The organism is Aquabacterium sp. NJ1, assembly GCF_000768065.1.
Lineage (GTDB): Bacteria > Pseudomonadota > Gammaproteobacteria > Burkholderiales > Burkholderiaceae_C > Aquabacterium.
In genome coordinates, this window is sequence record NZ_JRKM01000006.1 from 1 (window position 1) to 2,309 (window position 2,309).

General features: G+C 56.9%; 2 protein-coding genes. Both read left to right on the top strand.

Annotated elements, in window-relative coordinates; translation table 11 throughout:
* Positions 1–692 precede the first annotated feature (692 nt).
* Complete coding sequence (locus tag JY96_RS23445; RefSeq protein WP_152606700.1) at positions 693–1,073, top strand: hypothetical protein; 381 nt, start codon at positions 693–695, stop codon at positions 1,071–1,073.
* A gap of 989 nt (positions 1,074–2,062) precedes the next feature.
* Positions 2,063–2,309 (top strand): hypothetical protein (locus JY96_RS24095; RefSeq protein WP_235334072.1); only part of this gene is annotated, 247 nt, incomplete at its 3' end.

The window sequence follows — 2,309 nt, forward strand, 5'->3', positions numbered from 1 at the left end:
GGCGTTAGGCCCTCACAAAGTCCACGCTTGGCATGCAGCAAAGTACAGATCAGCTTGTCGCTTCCGTAAAAGAGCAGAAAGCGCTTGCACGACGAAATCGATCGGCGCGCAATTGGGCCCTCTTATTCTCGCTGCTGCTATCTGGCCTTGTATTTGCCATTTGGTACGTCGTCTCCCCAACGACGGAAAGCGCGCTGAAGCTTCGCGCCCTTGTCTCTTGCGCCGGCGCAGGGATGCTGCACTACATAGCCCTTTCATTGCGGCAGCGCATCTCGCCTTCCAAAAGCGCCGCCTGCCCACGATGTGGCTACAGTTGGGAAATCAAAGAAGGTCGGGGCGTTCATGCGACTGAGATCATGACGAATTGGGATAAATGTCCTGGTTGCGGCCTACTCATGTCAGAAGCACTATTGGCAAAGAGCTTGAAGCCATGAAACACAGGCCATACATGACGCCCAGTCGTTTGAAAATGCGCGCAAAAGGCCCAAGCTCTTGGCTGGTGGCGAAAGGGAGCTTCGCACTTGATCCATGCAGCACCTATCCACAAGCCTAACTGGGCGGTCAAGCGGACGCCAACAAGGGCCAAGGCTTCGCCATTGTCCTGGCCCTTGTTGGTACCCTTCAGTCGCTGCGCTCCTTACGGCGCCGCTTACCTTGGGCGTTAGGCCCCCACTTCGATACAGCACACGCTCATGAAAAAGGCACTTTTCATATGTGCAGCACTTATTTGTTCCGCGACTGTACCGACCCTGCTTTTTGTCGGCAATACAGGGCACGTGAAGACTCAAAACGTTCTGTCAGCAGCGACTGGTCCACTAAAGTTCATCGCACGGTATAAGGGCAATTCGGCTCGCATTGAAGTGCTAACCCAACAGCGCAGGCTCACGTTCCTTTGCCCGGTTAACACGCGCGCATTTCCCTGCAACGATCCCAAGAGCGCGTTCAGCCTTGTCTCTTCTGGACCGGGTACAGTTCGCTACTACAAGTACGATCTCGCCACGCCTGATGCAGGCCAAGGTGTTATCGACTCACTTCAAATTGGCGCCGCCCTCTACAAGTTTTCTGAACAGTGAGGTCATCTTGTTCTCAAGGCCCTCTCCTACGGTCACCAGCCTAACTGGGCGGTCAAGCGGACACCAACAAGGGCCAAGGCTTCGCCATTGTCTTGGCCCTTGTTGGTGCCCTCCGCACCTGCGGTGCTCCGGTGCCGCTTACCTTGGGCGTTAGGCCTCATCACACAATGCATGTGCTTTTCGTTCGACCACTGAATACCGCCCTACCCCTTAAGGCGGCTGCATCGCTTGTGTCTCAAGGCCTGCTGCTTGATGAACCATCAGAACGTGACAGCGCTAACTACGAAGGCGGCACGTACTATCGCTGCTCAAGCGCGCAGCTCAGCACCGACGTCTGCCTCTCTGACGGTTCAGTGCTTCCTGAGTATCCGTTCTGGCTTTTTATCAAGGTAAATGATCGAGCAAATACAAGTCTGCAACTCCTCGCGGAGCGTCTCGTGAGTGGCGGCTTTGCTGTTTTTGCTCCAGCGGAGGGGTGGACAAAGAAGGGATGGATCCCCACTGGGCAGGCTTATGTTGCTTAGCTGCCGGTCAACCTGCAACTGCACCACCGTGGCTACGTGCCCCAGCCTAACTGGTCGGTCAAGCGGACGCCAACAAGGGCCATGGCTTCGCCATTGTCCTGGCCCTTGTTGGTACCCTTCAGTCGCTGCGCTCCTTCCGGCGCCGCTTACCTTGGGCGTTAGGCCCCACTTTTTGAGGCCGCATTTTGGCAAGGCTGCTTCATGTCGTGCCACGTGAAAATCAATAGCCATCGGTGTTTCGCGCGAGAGCACTGATGCATGCCACGGCCTTTCTCTCTGTCGCCCAAGCATCTCCTCGCTGCTTCAAGTTTGGCGCTTTAGGTTCGTCCAGCATGGCCACGAGGTGCTTGGCAACGCCTCAATCTGGCTGTCTGTCCTACGGCAGCCCGCTGGCCAGTCAGCTGCGCCAAAGTGCCACACGCCATCGGCAATTGGTTGCCTGTTCTTCGGCAGGCAATGGTGATCATGTGCCACGCCATCTCTCCGCATGCCGTCACCCAGCTGGCCGCGCGTCCTTCGGCGCTCAGCGCAGGGAAACCGCACTGCCACGGCCCACCAGCATCAGGCAAAATCTCTGAAAATCAAATCAAGGGAGCGGCCATGCAAAGGCCCAGCATCAATGCACGCAGTTGGGTCGTCGTGTTCTCAACACCCTCTCCTGCGCTCACCAGCCTAACTGGGCGTTCAACAGGGACGTCGCTGCTCCGCAGCG

Coding starts and splice junctions, on each gene's coding strand:
- JY96_RS23445 (WP_152606700.1), top strand. CDS start 693: ATGAAAAAGGCACTTTTCATATGTGCAGCACTTATTTGTTCCGCGACT.